Origin of the sequence: Klugiella xanthotipulae (assembly GCF_006716695.1) — a bacterium.
GTDB lineage: Bacteria > Actinomycetota > Actinomycetes > Actinomycetales > Microbacteriaceae > Klugiella > Klugiella xanthotipulae.
In genome coordinates this window covers 83,992-100,835 of the sequence record NZ_VFPN01000004.1, presented here as the reverse complement: position 1 = coordinate 100,835, position 16,844 = coordinate 83,992, and the positions used below count along the sequence as shown (strand labels likewise).

Here is a 16,844-nt window from a genome sequence, read left to right as displayed (position 1 = left end):
GACACCCGGGCCGTCGTAACAGCCGAGAACTCACGATGGGAGACCCGTCGCACTCCCACTGCGCCACGCAAAAATCAAACCGGGACCGCTCGGAAGCAAGGTTGGGGGTAGCGCCGAGCGGTCCCGGAGTAGGGGGGATTTGGCGGGCTTCTCGTTAGGGGGGGATGTGAGAAGCCCGCCAAAAGGGGGGGATATTTCGCCGTAACGTTACGAGCGTTGCGCTCGTCGTTACGTCTGTAACCATATGCCGCTTGGGGCCCCAAACGGGTCAAATCCCGGGCTTTTTCGTCCCGAAACTCACCTGTACTCACCCGGAGAGCACCACACGCTTAATCAGACAGATACACCCGCTTGATTTTTGGAGTCGCCCGAGGCTCTAACCCTCAGACATTCGCACTGAGCGGAAGCGAGATTCCCAGATCTGCGAGTGCCCCGCCCACCGCGGGGGGCACCTCCTCGGACCTCTTTTTCGCGCATCCTCGTGCGTGAACCGCGAGAGACGACTCCCACTCAGCCACAGAATCCGTCTGTGGGAGTCGCCTTTCGCGGTTCACGCACGAGACCTCACCATCGAGGTACAGTGACGGTCCAACCGAGGTCGAACTCGATCACGAGTTACCGGGATCACTCACGGCACTAGGGGGGGAGCGGACTATGAGTGATCCCGGAGCTATGGGGTGGGTGCGCTTCGCCGACGGTACCGGAGAAGCGCACCCCTGGCGGGACCCATCGCGCCGGAACCGCGATGAAGCACCCTGGATTCCCGAATCCACCGCACTCACCTGAGATGCGCGGGCGATAGCTGCGGGAAATCACGGACGATCAGACCTTTCAGTTGCTGACGGCTGCTGTTTTACCGAAGAATCTCGGCTCACAACGACACTTGTCAGACTAGAGAATCACTTGGAGCACAAAGGGTTAATGTCCTGAAATTTAGCCACTAAAGTCACCCTCTCCCGGCGCACAGGAGAAAATCGCATCACACGGACGGTAACCCAGGCTCGGCAGCACGTGCACCCCTTCGTTCCCGACAGCTACACCGCTGGGGGAAGGTCGTAGCGCTGACCTTCCCGCCGAGAAGGAAGCAACGCAATAATAATTGTTGCAATTCCTCCCACCGTGGGAATGAGCGTGAGAAGGGCCAATGGGCCGGGCAGATTGGCATCGTGGAGGCGACGCCACAGCAGCGCGTAAGTGGGGATAATCAGGGCCAGTCCGATCAACACGAGAAGCCCCAGGCCAATGAAGATGAGTGCGGCTGCAGGCGCATAGTTGATAATTCCACTACTGCTCTCATACGTTACTGGCTCGCCGGTTTCGGCGTCATAGCCGATCACGGTACTGACAGGATTCGCTGCGGCGTAGCTCGCACCGATAACGATACCGATAACGGCAAGCGCCGTGGGAATCAACGAAAGCAGGAAGTTCAGGAGGACAACCCACCAGTATTCGCTGCGGGAGGAGCGTCCGGTAAACGTTGCATACTTTTTCACGAAACGACTGGCGGCCTGACCGAAGGTGGCCCCGTAGAGCGGAAGTCGTAGATCACCGGGGGTAGCCGCACCGACCGGCACCAGTGACGGCTGCGGGGAATATTGAGGAGCTTCTGGATAAGTCACGTTATTCTTTCTTTACGGGAGATTAATATTCTCTGAGAGCCGCGGAAAAACCCGCCTTTCTCGGGGGAATCGGCACCCCTCATATCGCGAGAAGAACATCACAATACACAAACAGGTCACCTGCCCATACGCCCCGTAGAAATAGTACTCACTATCTCCAACATGATGAAGTTTGTTTTCTCTGAACCGCATTATCTGCTGATAAAGAATTCTTCTGGCGGTCTCGACGTCCACAGACGTGAGCACGAGGGAAATATGTACCCTCACCCAAAAAGCAAAAAATAATCGGAGTGCTAGAAGAAATTGTTTTAACGTGGGCACTATTCACGCCTACGTGCAGCTTCAGCCGTTCGCCGTCATAGAACCATCCCGCGCCGCTACGCCCCGGCTGCTCCACGGTGCTGCATCATCCACGAGAACATCGACACGGCCGCAGCCGCCGAAGCGTTAATCGAGCGAGTCGAACCGTACTGCGTAATCTCCAGCACGGCATCCGCCGCCGCAATCGCCTCCGCCGAGAGCCCAGGGCCCTCCTGGCCAAAAAGCATCACGCAGCGTTCCGGCCACTCAAATGTCTCCATCGGCACGCAGCCCGGCACATTGTCAATCGCAATAATCGGAATCTGCGCCTCCGCCGCAAACTCCACCAGATCCGCCACCTCGGGATGGTGCAGTACATGCTGGTAACGGTCGGTGACCATCGCGCCGCGCTTATTCCAGCGGCGACGGCCCACAATGTGCACAGTATCCGCCGCAAACGCGTTGGCGCTGCGCACAATCGAACCGATATTGAGGTCGTGCTGCCAGTTTTCAATCGCCACGTGAAACGGGTGCCGATGCTGATCCAGATCCGCCACAATCGCCGCCATCGTCCAAAAGCGGTAACGGTCAATCACGTTGCGGGTATCGCCACGCTCCAGCAACTCGGGGTCGTAGTGGTCGCCCTCCGGCCACTCACCCACCCAGGGGCCAACGCCGGAGGTGGAGTGTTCGGGAGTCGGTGATGCGGTCATCAGGCCATTCTCCCATTCCCCCCCCGTGTCGGTGGCCTGTGGCAGCATGAGAGAGGCACACAGAAACCCCGCCGAAGGAGCTCCGTATGACACCCCCAGACAGTATCCAGGCCATTGTCCTCACCGAGCACGGCGGGCCGGATGTCCTGCACAGCGCCCGCGTCCCCCTCCCCTCCCCCGGCCCCGGCCAGGTGCGCGTGCGCACGGGTGCAGTGGGGGTCAACTTCATTGAGACCTACCAGCGTGCGGGGATTTATCCCGTACAGTTGCCGTTCACCCCCGGCATGGAGGCCGCGGGAACGGTCGAGGCTGTTGGCGAGGGTGTCACGGGGCTCAGCGTGGGTGACCGGGTGACGACCACCGAAACCGAGGCCACCTACGCGGAGGCGTTCGTGGTGGATGCCGAGCGAGCTGTTGTCATCCCCGCGAGCGTCGATATCCAGACCGCAGCAGCAGTCTCGCTCCAGGGCGTCACCGCCCACTACCTGTCCACCTCGTCCTACCCGGCCCGATCTGGCGAGGTGGCGCTCGTGCACGCGGGCGCGGGCGGTGTGGGCCTCCTGCTCACCCAGCTGCTCGCAACCGCAGGCGTAACCGTCATCACAACGACATCGACCCCGAAAAAAGCGGCGCTCAGCCGCGCAGCCGGGGCGCAGCACACCATCGGCTACGACGCCTTCGCTACCCGGGTGCGCGAGTTGACCGGCGGGCGCGGGGTGGATGTCGTGTACGACGGCGTGGGCAAAGACACGTTTGACGGATCGCTGGCTAGCCTGCGCATCCGCGGCACGTTTGTGCTGTTTGGTGGGGCCTCCGGCCAGGTACCTCCGTTTAATCTGCAGCGGCTCAACACGGCCGGCTCGATCACGATCACGCGGCCCACCTCGACCCACTTCCTGCTCAACCGAGCGGAGCGGGAGTGGCGGTATCGCGAACTCTTCGAGGCAATCGAGGCGGGCACACTCGCGGTACGCATCGGGGCCACCTTTCCGCTGGCAGAGGCTGCCGCGGCCCACCGGGCACTGGAGGGGCGGGGCACCACGGGAAAGACGCTACTTATTCCCGGGCGGCGGTAAGCACGGTCGCCATATCGTCAAAGAACGCGTTATACCCCGCCACGGTCTGCGCCCGCTGCTCCTCGGTAAAGGAATCAGCACCCTGGTGAAGCGTCATCTCGGTACCGCCCTCGACCGCCACACAGGTGACGGTGACGCGCGCGCGCGGGGTCGTCCGGGCGATCCGTCATCGTGAAGACCAAGCGGTGCGGTGGATCCAGCTCAACATATTCGCCGACCCAGTTGATCACATGACCATCAGCCAGGTGCATCACCGCCCGCCACTCACCGCCCACCCGCACATCAAGCGAGAGCGTGTCGAGCGGCACAGAGACGGCCGCGGTGCCAAACCATACGGAAAAGTGCTCCGGCCGAGTCCAAGCCGCATACACGCTCTCGGGTGGCACGGTGAATATTCGAGTGATGGTCAATCCGTTACTCATGATCGTTCTCCTGATACTGAGGGGATTGCGTGCCGGAGGGGTTCTCCTGAGGCGAATATAAGCGCGCACAGTGAACGAGGTCAACCCCGAATGATCAACCGCTCCGCACCACCGCCGACCACACCCCCGGTACTATCCCGCGCGGCCCTCCCGCTCCACACGCAGCAGCGCCGTACCGGCCGGCACAAACACACCCGTCTCCACGAGCGTCGTCACGGTCCCGGCCCGATGCGCGAGCACCTGCGTCTCCATCTTCATGGCCTCCATGATCGCGAGAACATCGCCCACCACCACGGTATCGCCCGCCGCGACCTGCCAGGCGAGCAGGGTCCCCGTGATGGGTGCGACACACACGGCGGGATCATCGGGGGCGGATGCGCTGGACGGAACGGCCCCACCGGCATCCGCCACCGCGTCGCCAACCCCGCCCGCAGTGCCGGAACCCGAACCGGCCACCGCGGCCAGACCGGTGAGCAACGCAGCGGGCAGGCCGAGGCACATCCGGCGGCCATCAACCTCAACAAACGTGCGGCTGAGGGCCTCACCGGGCAGCGGCTCAGAGCGCGGCGACAACGGGATCTGCGCCACACCCTCCGTCTCGATCCAGCGGGTGTGCACACCAAACCGGTCGGGCGAAACAAAATCATCGTGCGCCATAACCGCACGGTGGAAGGGCAGCACCGACGCAACGCCCTCAATGGTGCACTCCGCGAGGGCCCGGCGAGCGCGCAGGATGGCCTGCTCGCGCGTGGCCCCGGTGACGATGAGCTTCGCCATCATCGAGTCAAAGGTTCCCGGAACGATCGAGCCCGACTCCACCCCCGAATCAACGCGCACACCCGGCCCCGCGGGCGGGGAGAACCTCAGGATGGTGCCGGGGGTGGGCAGAAAGCCGCGACCGGCATCCTCCGCATTCAGTCGAAACTCGAAGGAGTGTCCCGTCGGCGCCGGAGTCTCGGTGATCGACAGGGGCAGACCCTCGGCGATGCGGAACTGCTCGATCACCAGGTCAACACCCGTGGTTTCCTCGGTGACGGGGTGCTCCACCTGAAGCCGCGTATTCACCTCCAGAAACGAGATGGTGCCGTCGGCACTCAGCAGGAACTCAACCGTGCCGGCCCCGCGGTACCCGGCAGCTGCGCAGATATCGCGCGAGGCCGAGTGGATGCGCTCCCGCTGGCCGTCGGTGAGGAACGGCGCCGGGGCCTCCTCCACCAGCTTCTGGTTGCGCCGCTGCAACGAGCAATCGCGCGTACCGACGACCACAACGTTGCCGTGGGCATCGGCCACCACCTGCGCCTCGATGTGCCGGGGGCGGTCGAGAAACTGCTCCACGAAACACTCGCCCCGGCCGAACGCGGTAACGGCCTCGCGCACGGCGGAGTCGAAGAGCTCGGCCACCTCGTCGAGCCGCCACGCCACCTTGAGCCCGCGACCCCCACCACCAAACGCGGCCTTGATCGCGATGGGCAATCCGTGCTCCTCGGCAAAGGCAACCACTTCCCCCGCGTCGGCGACCGGGTCGGAGGTGCCCGAGACGAGCGGCGCACCCACCCGCTCGGCAATTTTACGGGCCGCGACCTTGTCGCCCAGCAGATCAATGGCCTCGGGACTCGGGCCGATCCAGGTGAGCCCCGCCGCCTCAACGGCGCGGGCAAACTCCGCGCTCTCCGAGAGGAAACCGTAGCCGGGGTGCACGGCATCGGCCCCGGATCGCACGGCGATCTCGAGCAGTTTCGGGATGCTGAGATAGGTATCCGCTGGCCGGTCACCCACCAGCCCGTACGCCTCGTCGGCGAGACGGACATGCACAGCATCGGCATCCGGGTCGGCGTAGACGGCCACCGAGGCGAGCCCGTAGTCGGCGCAGCCACGAATAATGCGCACGGCGATCTCACCGCGGTTGGCAATCAAAACTTTTTTCATGGGGGAGTGTCCTTGGGTAGTAGGGCGTGAGGGTCGGGGTGTTAGCCCAACTCGCCAAACGCGGTGACGGGATGAAACCGGATGCGCGCCCCGAGGGGAATCTGCCCGGCCAGGTTGAGATGGTGACTGGCCACGGCCCCGATCACGGGGTAGCCGCCGGTCAGCGGGTGGTCGGCGAGGAACAGCACGGGCTGTCCGTTCGGCGGAACCTGAATCGAGCCCACGACGGTGCCCTCGCTCGGCAATTCGCCCGCGATGTCGCGGGCGAGGGCCGCATCGCCCGCAAGCCGGAGGCCCACACGGTTGGACTGCGGGGTCACCGTCCAGGCCTGGCTGCACAGCAGCCGGAGCGCCTCGGGGGTAAACCAGTCGGTGCGGGGGCCCCACACCACGTCGAGCACCACCTCCTCGTTCGCGGTGGGGAAGTTGGGTGCGGTACCGGCCTCCAGGGCCACGGCATCCGCGGCCCCCAGAACGGCTCGCACCGGCAGCACGTCCCCCGGCGCAACGGGGGCGGGACCCACCGTGGAGAGGGTATCGGTAGAGAGACTGCCGAGCACGGGCGGCACCGCAAAACCGCCGCGTACCGCAAGATACGAACGGATGCCGTGCGTCGGGGTGCCCAGGTGGAGCGCCTCCCCGTTACCCAGCACAATCGGCTGGTAGGGGGCGGCGACCACGGAGCCGCCGTCAGGGAGCGTGACCGTGAGTGGGGCGTCCGCCCCGGTGACGGCGATCAGGGTGTCCCCCACGCTCACTACGCTCAGGCCACCGTCAACGACCTCCAGACAGGCGGTGTCGGAGGCGTTACCCACGAGCCTGTTGGCCACACGCAGCGAGGAGTGGTCGAGTGCCCCCGCGGCCGAAACGCCCTGACTGGCCCGACCGCGGCGGCCCAGGTCTTGATAGAGGGTCTGGATACCGGTGGCCTGCACCCGCAGGGCCGGAGCCGCAGGTGGAGCCGGGGCTGCGCTGCGCTCGGGCACAGTGGGCCGAGACTCGGCAGCCACCGCACTCACACCGGAGCGAACGCTCGCGGCCGCCTCCACAAAACGCACCCGGAACCCGGGCTGCAAGAGCGCGGGCACCTCGCGCGCCACATCCCACATCCGCTCGTCGGTCACCCCAATGATCTGCCACCCGCCAGGACTCGCCTGCGGGTATACCCCGCTGAACGTACCCGCCAGTCCCACGGCACCGGCCGGGATACGGGTGCGCGGCGTCAGCCGCCGCGGTACGTCGAGGGCGGGGTGGCCCCCCGTGAGATACGCAAAGCCGGGAGCAAACCCCGTGAAGGCCACGGTGTATTCACTCTCGGTATGCATGGCGATAACCTCGTCGGGCGTGACGCCCAGAATCCCGGCAACCTCAACCAGATCCGCCCCGTCGTAGCGCACGGGAACGGTCACGAGTCGACCCGTCGCGGCCAGGCGTTCGCCCCGACCGCGGGCACGAATATCCGCCACAATCTCAGCGGCGGACACGGCACTCGGCCGATAGCTCACGAGAAGAGTGCGGGCCGCGGGAACCAGCTCCACCACGCCCGAAATCGGCCGAGCCGTGAGGGAATCAAGCAGCGATAGTGTCTGCTCCAGACCGTCGAGCTCCACCAGCAGAGCATCGGTATTAACGGGTAAAAACCGCATGGCTAGCCACCAGCCCGTGCAGAATCGGGCGGAGGCGCACACGGGCGGAGGCCCACCCCGGCTCCGGCGAGCGCCGCGCGCACCCGGGTGGCCATCTCGACGGCCCCGGGGCTGTCCCCGTGCACACAGATCGACTCGGCGCTCATCGGAACAACGCTACCGTCAATCGCGGTGACGGTACCCTCCGTCACGAGCCGCACCATCCGCCGGGCCACCTCCTCGGCGTCGTGCAGCACCGACCCGGGCTCGCGGCGCGACACGAGTGCGCCCGCGGGCGTGTAGGCGCGGTCGGCGAAGGCCTCGGCAACGGTGCGCAGCCCGGCCTCGTCGGCGAGCCGCAGTACGGTTGAACCGGCGAGGCCCATCAGCACGAGGGAGGGGTCGCTCTCACGGATAGCGCGGATCACGTCCCGAGCCTGGCGCTCGTCGTGTGCAATCGTGTTGTAGAGCGCACCGTGCGGTTTCACGTAGGTGACGGCGCTGCCAGCCGCGCGGGCCAGGCCCTGAAGCGCGCCAATCTGGTAGATCACCTCGGCAACGAGATCGGCACTGTCAACATCCATCGCGCGCCGGCCAAACCCGGCCAGGTCACGGTAGGAGACGTGCGCACCGATGGCGACCCCGCGATCCCGAGCCCCCCGCACCGTGCGCAGAATACCGGCCGGGTCACCCGCGTGGAAACCGCACGCAATGTTGGCGCTCGTCACGAGACCGAGCATGGTGTCGTCGTCGCCCAGGCTCCAGCGGCCGAAGCCCTCGCCCAGGTCGCTATTGAGGTCAATCGTCATCCGCGTCACGACTAGACCCCCACGCCCAGGAAGGCAAAGATCGGGCCGACCGACACCGCACCCATGTACCAGGTGAGTGCGCACACCAGCGTTCCGAGCACCAGGAGGGAAACGGGATACCGGTAGCCGTTCATCAGGTCGCGCCGGAACCAGCCCACATACATAAAGATCGTGAGGCCAATCGGTAACACCAGACCGTTAAATCCCCCCGCAAACACGAGCAGAGCGGCGGGGGCCGTGCCAAGGAGCAGGTAGACGACGAGCGAGATCAGGATGAACCCCACAGTTGCCAGGTTGCGCCCGCGCTCCGTGATTCTGCCGTTGAAGACCGTGACAAACGAGATGGAGGTGTAGGCGGCCCCGATCACGCTCGTGATGCTGGCCGCCCACAGCACGAGACCAAACGCGCGCAGGCCAAACTCACCGGCCGCCGCCTGGAACGCCTGGGCCGCGGGGTTGGCGCCCGCACCGGAGGTGTCGATCACCACACCGCTCGCCACCACGCCAAGAATGGCAAGGAACAGAATGTAGCGCATCGCACCGGTCACCAGGATGCCGTTGAGGGCCGCCTTCGAGACCTGCGCAATATTGTCAACTGTGGCGGTGCCCGAGTCGAGTAGTCGGTGCGCCCCGGCGTAGGTGATGTACCCGCCCACGGTGCCGCCCACAATGGTTGTAATGGTGGCGAAGTTGATCTGGTCGGGCCACACGGTCTGCCGGAGGGCGTCACCGACGGGCGGGCCCGAGACGATGGCCACATAGACCGTGAGCAGGATCATCACGATTCCGAGCGTCACCACCACCCGATCAACGGCGACACCGGCCCGCTTCACGAGGAAGATGCTGATCGCCAGGAGCGCACTGATTAATCCGCCGATCTTGGGGTCGAGACCGAGCAGCGCATTGAGGCCCAGACCGGCACCGGCCGTGTTGCCCACGTTAAAGACGAGACCGCCGAAGATCACGATGACCGCGAGCAGGTAGCCGCTGCCCGGGATGGCCGCGTTGGCCAGGTCTGCCGCGCGCTTTCCGGTCACGGTCACGATGCGCCAGATGTTGAGCTGCACCACGAAGTCAATCACAATTGAGGCGAGGATGCCGAACGCGAACGCGGCCCCCATCGTCGCGGTGAAGGTGGCCGTCTGGGTGATGAAGCCGGGGCCAATCGCGGAGGTTGCCATCATGAAGATTGCGCCGACCAGGGAGGCCCGGCGGGCCCGGGCAAACGTGGCCGCCTGCGCACCCACGCCGCCTGCGGTGGTGGCGGCTGCGGTGGTGTCGGGGGCCTCGGCCGCCGAGGGGTGTCGTGGCTCAGTCATCTGTTTATCCGTTTCTCTCGAAAAGTGAGCGGTCGTCCCGAGGGCGTCGTTGCCAGCGGAAAGTGTAGGGGTGATCGAGACAGCATACATTTGGTGAACAAGATTCCAGTAATTGTTGAGCAATCTGCGCGTTGAATCTTTATTTAATGAATACTTGTCCAACAAAACGGTGAGATTCTTGTCCTCCCGTTACACTTGCCGGGTGACAGCAGAACACCCCACCGGCTCACCCCCTGCGGGCACCACCCACACCGCCTACCCGCCCGGTCTCGCCGACCAGGCCGCCGAAACCATCCGGCAGCGGCTCATCGCGGGCGAGCTTGTACCGGGCCAGCAACTCTCCGAGGCCGCACTGAGTGACGACCTCGCGATCTCACGCAACACCCTGCGCGAGGCATTCCGAGCGCTCACCTACGAGGGTCTGCTCACGCACCAGCACCACCGTGGCGTGTTCGTTGTGGTGCCCACGATCGCGTCAATCATCGACATCTACCGGGTGCGCCGCATCATCGAATGCCAGGCGCTCACCCAAGCGCTACCCAAACACCCGGCGGGTGAGCGAATGCGCACGGCCAGCGCTGAGGCCCTCCGACTGCGGGATGCCGGCGACTGGGTTGGCGTCGGAACCGCCAACATGGAGTTCCACTCGGCCATCGTCTCACTCGCCGACAGCCAGCGCCTCGACGCCCTCTACGCCAACGTTTCGGCCGAACTGCGCCTCGCGTTCAGTCTGCTGGATGATCCCGAATTTCTACACGGCCCCTACGTGGACCTCAACACCACCATCGACACCCTCTACGCCGAGGGGCGCACCGCCGAGGCGGGGGTCGCCCTCAACGACTACCTCCTCCAATCGGAGCGCACGGTGCTCGCGGCCTACACGCGGCACGGCGCGTAACCCGTCGCCCACGACCGCCGCGGGACGCACCCCGCGGCCCGCGCTACCCGTGCGTCGGCGTCACGTATCCCAGATGCGCCCCACGCATACCGTGCGCCCGGTTCACGATCTGGGCCCGGCCGGGCACCGACTGCACGGCTTTGAGCTTACCGATCAGCTGCCCCTCCTCCGGGTTACCGGAAAGCAAGATACCCGTCACCCCCAGGTCGGTCATGCCCTGGATCATCGGGTCGTAGCTGGCGCGACTGGCACCGCCACTACGACGGGTCATGATGACGTGCATCCCCACGTCTGCGGCCTGGGCGAGCAGGGGAACAATGGCCTGCAACGGGTTGCCCTGGGAGGTAGACACCAGGTCGTAGTCGTCTACCAGGATGAACCCCTCGGCCCCCGTCCACCACGAGCGCGAGCGCAGTTGCTCCGGCGTCACATCGGTGCCGGGCAGTCGGCTGCGGAAGAACGAGGAGAGCTCGTTCATCCCGCTGAGCGCCGCCTCGTGGGTGGTGAGGTAGGCACCCAGGTAGTCGTCCGGGATCTCCCCGAGTAGCGCACGGCGGAAATCCACGACAAATATCTTGGCCTCCTGCGGCGTATAGAGTCGTCGAATTTCGCTCGCGTAGCTGCGCAGCATGGAGGATTTCCCCGAACCAGAGTCACCGTAGAGGTAGAGGTGGGGCTCCACCAGGGGGTCGATGCCGATGGGGGCGAGGTTGGCCTCGTCGATACCCAGCCAGATAGTGCGCTGCTCGGGCGGGGCCAGGGCGCGAATCTCATCCATCGAGATCATCTCCGGGAGCAGGCGCAGCTTGGGGCCGACGGGGCCGTGCCAGGCATCCTGCACCGTCGCCATCAGATGCTCCACTCCCGAGGCAAGGGAGGTGTGGTCACCATCACCGTCAATGCGAGGTAAGGCCGTGAGCATCTGGTGGGCAGTGGCGGTAATCCCCCGACCGGGGGCTTCAAGGGGCACGTTGAATGCGGACTTACGGTCAAGTTCCGAGTCGGTTGGGTCCCCCAAGCGCAATTCCAGTCGGGTCCCCATCAGGTCCTTGATATTGGCCCGCACGTCCATCCAACGCGCGGCGGTGAGGACCACGTGCACCCCAAATGTGAGGCCGCGACTTGCCAGGTTGAGCACAAGCGGTTCAAGACTCTCAAACTCGGTGCGCACCGTGGCCCAGCCGTCCACAATCAGGAAAATATCGCCGTAGCCATCATCAGCACGCCCGGATTCTCGCCACTGACGGTACGTCTCAATCGAGTCGATCCCGTTATTTCGGAAGTACTGCTCGCGGTTGTTAACGATGCCGGTGACCTCGGCGAGTAACCGCCGCACCACCTCGGGCTCGTTGCGACTCGCCACACCGCTCACATGCGGGTAGCTCGCCAATGGGCTGAAGGTACCCCCACCAAAGTCGAGGACGTAGAACTGCACCTCAACGGGCGTGTGGGTGAGCGAGAGCGCCACCATAACGGTGCGGGCCAGGGTGCTCTTCCCCGTGCGGGGGCCACCAACGATTGCCATATGACCGGCCGCACCGCCGAGTGAGATCGTCAGATTTTCGCGCCGCTGTTCGAGCGGGCGGTCCACCGTACCGAGCGGGACAACCAGCTCGCCAGCATCACGCCAGGTGCGCGAGACGAGGCCCAGTTCGGGGTCAATTGTGAGATCGGGCATGAGCTGATCCATGGTGGCGGGTACCACGAGAGGTGGGAGCCAGACCTGGTGGGCGCTGGGGCCGCGGCCGCGCATCCGCTCAACCGCCAGCTCGAAGGTGCTGCCATCCTCCTCCGGTTCTGGAGTACTCTCAGGTTCGACCGGGGCCAGCTCGCGCGCGTCAATGCGCTGAGCCACGGGGGCAGCGGTAAAGGGCTCAATCTCCAGCTCGGCACTCGACACAACCCCCGGACCCACGGATCGGCGACGACGCGACTGGGGCGGACCGGATACGTAGGATGCCCGAAACTGAATCATGGTGGTCGTGTCGGGTTTGAGGTACCCAACACCCGGCATCGGCGGCAGGGTGTAGGCATCGGCCACGCCAAGCACCGCGCGTGACTCCGCGGCCGAGAAGGTACGAAGGCCGATGCGATAGGAGAGGTGCGAATCGAGACCCTTCAGCTTTCCCTCCTCCAACCGCTGCGAGGAGAGCAGCAGGTGCACCTGGAGCGAGCGCCCCAGCCGACCAATGTTCACAAATGTTTCCACGAACTCGGGCTTGGCCTCCAGGAGCTCGGAGAACTCGTCGGCCACGATGAGCAGGGCCGGTAACGGGTCGAGGTCGGTGCGCCCGTTCATACGCGCCTTTTCGTAGTCGCTCACATTGGCGAAGTTACCGGCGGAGCGCAGTAACTCCTGGCGGCGCACCATCTCGCCCTGCAGCGCATCCTGCATTCGATCAACCAGCGTGAGTTCCTCACCCAGGTTGGTGATGATCGCCGAGACGTGCGGCATCCCCGCCATTCCGGCAAATGTGGCCCCACCCTTGAAGTCAACCAGCACAAAGTTGAGCTGCTCGGGCGAGTGAGTCAGGGCGAGGGCCAACACCAGGGTGCGTAGCACCTCCGACTTGCCGGAGCCCGTGGCCCCGATGATGAGGCCGTGCGGCCCCATCCCCTGCTGGGCAGACTCCTTAATATCGAGGGAAATCGGGATGCCCTCCGTGGTGAGACCGATGGGCACACGCAACCGGTCGCGCTGCAGGCGCGGCTTCCACACCACGTCAAAATCGAGGTCGCGCACATCGCCAATACCGAGCAGATCAACCAGCTCAGCGGAGGTCGCGGCGCGCGACTCCCCCACCTCGGTACGGGTACCGTTAAACATCGGCATGAGTCGGCGGGCGGCAGCCTCAGCCTCCTCCACCGTGATCTGGTCGGCACGGATCTCCTCTCGCGTCTCCCCCACCGCAATAACGTTCATGGGTGGGCGACCCGCCTCGTCGAGGGGCGGGTGCTGCTCAACGGTGAGCCGCAACCGCAGCGGGTCCTCCACCTCCTGCCACCGGGTGGGGAGCTCAATCACGGAGACGCCCTGCACGCCGTCCTCCGTCACCACCGGGTTGCCGAAAGGCACGTGGCCACCGTCAACCACAATCAGCAGGTGCGGAGTGAGCTGAGACCTTTTACCACGGCCAAAACGGGGACGCTCGGAAATATCTTTGGGCAGCAGATCAACAATCTCCGACAACACCGGCGCAATCATACGGGCCGGACCCACGCCATCGGTCGTGTGCTGGGAGTGGGTGTGCGGTAACCACTTGGCCCACTCCCACTCGGCAATCGAGTTCTCCCCGGCAATAATTGCGATCTGCAGATGCTCGGGGCTGTGCAGCGTAGCGGCCTGGATGACCATGGCGCGAGCGAGCGAGCGTAGATAGGGCTCGTGGGGGCCCACAATCTCCACGCGTGAAAAGTTGGTGAGGTCGGCGGATCGCGGCAGATCGTGTTGGTGTTGGTGGGTGACCATAAAACGGTGTGCGGCCGAGGCCGCCACCGGGTCAAGCTGGGCTAGTGGGGGCAGATCGGGCGATTCCAGGGTGAGGCACAACGGCTGACTGGACAGACCTATCCGCACGCTCATGAAGTCGGAATCATCGGACGAACGCTCCCAGACGCGACTGCGTTCCTCAGCCACGTAGACAAGAGATGCCGGATCCGGGTCAACCCAGTAGGCCGACTTCCGCTGCTGCTTTGCCGCCACCCGCACCGTCTGTCGAAGCTCGGTGAGGTACATCAGATATTCGCGGCGCGCAGCCAGGATGCCCGCCACCCGCTGCGAACGCTGCCGCCAGCCGTTCACCGCCACAAACCCGAGCGATGACATGAGAAACATGCCGCCGGTGAGCAGGCCGGTGGGGCCGGAATTATTCATCGACACCATGACAATGGCACCCACGCTGCCGAGCATGGGCAGCATGGAACTCAGCAGTGTGCTAATACCGTCACCAGGTTCTAGCTCCGGCGGCGTTTGAATCGACAATTTACCCGATGGCACCTTGGGGGGCGCGACTCTGGGGGTTCCACGGGTTGGGTCAGACATGGCGGGGGTTCCTCACAATCCAGCATTTACTATACCGTCGTGCTCGCACGATTTTCTGGGGCACAGCGGCTACAACGCCCAGCGCACGGTGTTAGCGTCTTCGGCACGGTCGTAGCGCAACTCGGCCCCGGCGAGCGCCGTGATCGCGTCGGTAAGCACCCGCACCATTCGGTCAATCTCGGCACCCCACTCGGCCTGAGCATCCGCATAGGCCTGCTGCGCCGCGCCGGTCCACTCGCGGCGCAGAATGGCCACCCGGCCATCGAGATCCGCGAGTAGGTCGCGGATCTGAGCCACCGCAGACTCCAAACGCGCGGCGAGAACGGTAATCTCGCCCTCCTCTACCCTGATGAGCGCACTCATTCGTCACCTACCTTACTTACCCAGTTGATCGCGGATATCGTCCAGCCGTGCGTACAGCTGGGAGTTGAGATTCTGGATGTCCACGAGCGGATCCGTCTCCTCTCCGCTCGCCTCCACCTGCTGCACCAGGTCTTCGCGCAGGGCGGCAATGCGCTGCTGCGATGTCGCCCGCAGCGCCTGCGCCTCGGTGGAATCATCGGTCCCACTGAAAATGTCGCGCACGCTGGTCTGGTTGAGGTCGAGTCGATGTTGAATCTTGCGCCACTCCGGCCCCAGGTCACCGCGCCGCGCCGCGATGGCCCGAGCCTCGTCGTGTGCGGCGTCGCGCTCAGCGGAGCGGCTCGCCTCGTCAACTACCTGGGACAGCATCAGCTTGATCTCACCCAGGGAGGTCTCCACCCGCGCGTTGAGGGCCGCAAGGTCGCTGAAGAAGTCGTCCGGTGAATTCACGAGACCACCGACCCAGCCGTCTTCTGGCCCACGTATTCCGCAAGATCCTCCAGCACCCGGACGGCAGGCAGAAGCTTCTCTCGCGCGTCAGCGAAACCCTCGATTGCGTCAAGGATGAGGCTGAGTGCCCGGTTAATCTTCGTTACCCACCCCCTGATCTCCCGGACCCCGGAGAGCGTATCGCCCCCGGTAACAACCCCGCCGACCCCGGGAACCGAGGCCTCCAACGCCAGTCGGAGAAGCTTCTCTGCGATCAATTCGAGGAGCTGAGCGATCAGTGCACAGGCTTCCTGGGCCACCGAGCCAATTGCGGAGAGCAGCCCGGAGACGTCGTCGCACGCGGCGCTCAAACCCACCACAGCCTCGCTCACGGTGAGGATAGTCGCTCGGAAAGCATCCGCCGCCCGCCCCTGCCAGGTGGTGACCTGTTCGGGTAGCTGCGAGAGGTTACCTGCCACCTCTCTGAGAGCCCGACCTGCGTGTGACCACCCCCCGGCAGCAGAGCCGATAGCCTGCCAGTCACCGCTCAGCGGCGTGGTGATGCACTCCTCCAGGATACTGAACCCGAGGAGCTGCTCGGCCAGCCAATCGACGCTGCCGAGCAGAGGCGCGGCACCCCGACGAAGGTCGTCAACAAACGTCTCACCCGGATGAGGGAGCACCAGGTAGGAGGACGCGTCGCTACGCTCCACAACCCCCACCGACCCGCCCCGCCAGCCGGATACCCCCTCCTGGGCATCGGCTAAGGAGCCCCCGAAAAGGTTCTTAAGCCCCTCCCCGCCACCCCACGCGGGCATTTCACCATACGTGGATGCTGCGCGACTCTGCGCGCCACCAAGCGTCGGCGGTATCTCGCGAGGATCTGGGTAGGAGCGCAGAGACTCCCCCAGTTCGGCCATCACTCGGGAAAAATCCTGATGAGCGGCCACATCGGCGGCAAGATACGCATCGACGGTATCGTGGGTCGCGCGAGCGCCCCACTCCACAACTGACTCGACCGCGCGGAGCGCTCTGCCGCCGAGAGACACGGCCGCCGCTGAGAGTGGGTAAACCGCTTGTAACAGGAGGCCCATCTCGCCCGAGGGGATGCCGCATGTATTCATCACATAGGCACGGATAGCCGTCACATGGCCCTGTTGCCGGGTGACAACCTGGCCGACGAGGGCAAGCTCGGCGTAATCGACTTCCATCGTGATTCCTTCTGTGAACGGACGACCCCCCGCCTTCACCTGCCGCTGCACGTCTCCCTCCGTGTCGCATCTCCGGGGCTGCCCCGCGGGGC

At 64.8% G+C, this 16,844-nt stretch carries 14 protein-coding genes; 3 read left to right on the top strand and 11 right to left on the bottom strand.

The features are described 5' to 3' along the window. Positions 1-654: 654 nt before the first annotated feature. The gene (locus FB466_RS13930) at positions 655-786 is read left to right on the top strand and encodes a hypothetical protein (protein WP_281285180.1); all 132 of its coding nucleotides are present in this window, start codon (positions 655-657) and stop codon (positions 784-786) included. Between the two features lie 248 nt (positions 787-1,034). Here the strand turns inward: FB466_RS13930 and FB466_RS12825 are convergent, their stop codons facing one another. Continuing rightward, entirely contained in the window at positions 1,035-1,619 is a 585-nt protein-coding gene (locus tag FB466_RS12825; protein ID WP_141918887.1) for a DUF805 domain-containing protein, read from the bottom strand. Positions 1,620-1,996: 377 nt separating this feature from the next. After that, positions 1,997-2,632, bottom strand: a complete 636-nt coding sequence (locus FB466_RS12820; protein ID WP_141918885.1) for a TrmH family RNA methyltransferase — start codon at positions 2,630-2,632, stop codon at positions 1,997-1,999. Between the two features lie 86 nt (positions 2,633-2,718). Between FB466_RS12820 and FB466_RS12815 the strand changes: the two genes are divergently transcribed. Then, on the top strand, positions 2,719-3,708 hold the full coding sequence (locus FB466_RS12815; protein ID WP_141918883.1) for a quinone oxidoreductase family protein: 990 nt from the start codon (positions 2,719-2,721) through the stop codon (positions 3,706-3,708). A 74-nt stretch (positions 3,709-3,782) separates the two neighbouring features. Here the strand turns inward: FB466_RS12815 and FB466_RS12810 are convergent, their stop codons facing one another. The 5 genes from FB466_RS12810 to FB466_RS12790 form a co-directional block, all read right to left on the bottom strand. Then, on the bottom strand, positions 3,783-4,130 hold the full coding sequence (locus FB466_RS12810) for an SRPBCC family protein (RefSeq protein WP_246054672.1): 348 nt from the start codon (positions 4,128-4,130) through the stop codon (positions 3,783-3,785). Between the two features lie 132 nt (positions 4,131-4,262). Then, the gene (locus FB466_RS12805; RefSeq protein WP_141918881.1) at positions 4,263-6,056 is read right to left on the bottom strand and encodes an acetyl/propionyl/methylcrotonyl-CoA carboxylase subunit alpha; all 1,794 of its coding nucleotides are present in this window, start codon (positions 6,054-6,056) and stop codon (positions 4,263-4,265) included. A gap of 41 nt (positions 6,057-6,097) precedes the next feature. Then, positions 6,098-7,702, bottom strand: coding sequence for a 5-oxoprolinase subunit B/C family protein (locus FB466_RS12800; protein ID WP_141918879.1), 1,605 nt, complete (start codon positions 7,700-7,702; stop codon positions 6,098-6,100). A 2-nt stretch (positions 7,703-7,704) separates the two neighbouring features. Next, positions 7,705-8,490: a LamB/YcsF family protein gene (locus tag FB466_RS12795; protein ID WP_141919070.1), complete on the bottom strand. Its 786-nt coding sequence runs from the start codon at positions 8,488-8,490 to the stop codon at positions 7,705-7,707. An 11-nt stretch (positions 8,491-8,501) separates the two neighbouring features. Then, positions 8,502-9,809 carry an NRAMP family divalent metal transporter gene (locus FB466_RS12790; protein WP_211344835.1) on the bottom strand — a complete coding sequence of 436 codons (1,308 nt, stop codon included), beginning with the start codon at positions 9,807-9,809 and terminating at the stop codon, positions 8,502-8,504. 202 nt (positions 9,810-10,011) lie between these two features. On the opposite strand from FB466_RS12790, the gene FB466_RS12785 reads away from it, so the two are divergent. After that, the gene (locus FB466_RS12785) at positions 10,012-10,707 is read left to right on the top strand and encodes a GntR family transcriptional regulator (protein WP_141918877.1); all 696 of its coding nucleotides are present in this window, start codon (positions 10,012-10,014) and stop codon (positions 10,705-10,707) included. Between the two features lie 43 nt (positions 10,708-10,750). Here the strand turns inward: FB466_RS12785 and eccCa are convergent, their stop codons facing one another. From eccCa to FB466_RS12765, 4 genes are all read right to left on the bottom strand, one after another. Beyond that, positions 10,751-14,749, bottom strand: a complete 3,999-nt coding sequence (gene eccCa, locus FB466_RS12780) for a type VII secretion protein EccCa (protein ID WP_141918875.1) — start codon at positions 14,747-14,749, stop codon at positions 10,751-10,753. Between the two features lie 69 nt (positions 14,750-14,818). Then, positions 14,819-15,112 carry a WXG100 family type VII secretion target gene (locus FB466_RS12775; RefSeq protein ID WP_141918874.1) on the bottom strand — a complete coding sequence of 98 codons (294 nt, stop codon included), beginning with the start codon at positions 15,110-15,112 and terminating at the stop codon, positions 14,819-14,821. Between the two features lie 12 nt (positions 15,113-15,124). Next, positions 15,125-15,562 carry a hypothetical protein gene (locus tag FB466_RS12770; RefSeq protein WP_141918873.1) on the bottom strand — a complete coding sequence of 146 codons (438 nt, stop codon included), beginning with the start codon at positions 15,560-15,562 and terminating at the stop codon, positions 15,125-15,127. Beyond that, positions 15,559-16,803 (bottom strand): hypothetical protein, encoded by a 1,245-nt coding sequence (locus tag FB466_RS12765; RefSeq protein WP_141918871.1) that lies wholly within the window; start codon positions 16,801-16,803, stop codon positions 15,559-15,561. The genes FB466_RS12770 and FB466_RS12765 overlap by 4 nt, the downstream gene beginning before the upstream one ends. Positions 16,804-16,844 lie beyond the last annotated feature (41 nt).